The following is a 268-nucleotide window of genomic DNA, read 5'->3' on the forward strand; positions in this document are numbered from 1 at the left end:
CCAATCACTGTTACAATCGGTGAAGACGGTAAAGGTAAAGTACCAAACAGCGAATTACCAGACGGTAAAGTTCCAGGTACAGGTAAGATTATTGAACCAGGTAAACCAGCTGTGGAAGTTCCAGTAGAAACTCCGGCTAAGGTAACACCAGAAACACCAGTCACTGAAAAGCCAGGCAAGATTGAAATTACTCAACAACCAAATGGAAATGCGATTGTAACGCCTAAGAAACCAGATGGCTCAACATATCCACCAGGAACTAAGGTAG

Annotated in this window: 1 pseudogene; it reads left to right on the plus strand. The window is 43.3% G+C overall.

Going from position 1 to position 268, the window contains the following annotated elements:
* Window positions 1-268, plus strand: a pseudogene (locus EII37_RS11465) (hypothetical protein); the annotation flags it as partial.

Origin of the sequence: Streptococcus sp. OH4692_COT-348 (assembly GCF_003859975.1) — a bacterium.
Lineage (GTDB): Bacteria > Bacillota > Bacilli > Lactobacillales > Streptococcaceae > Streptococcus.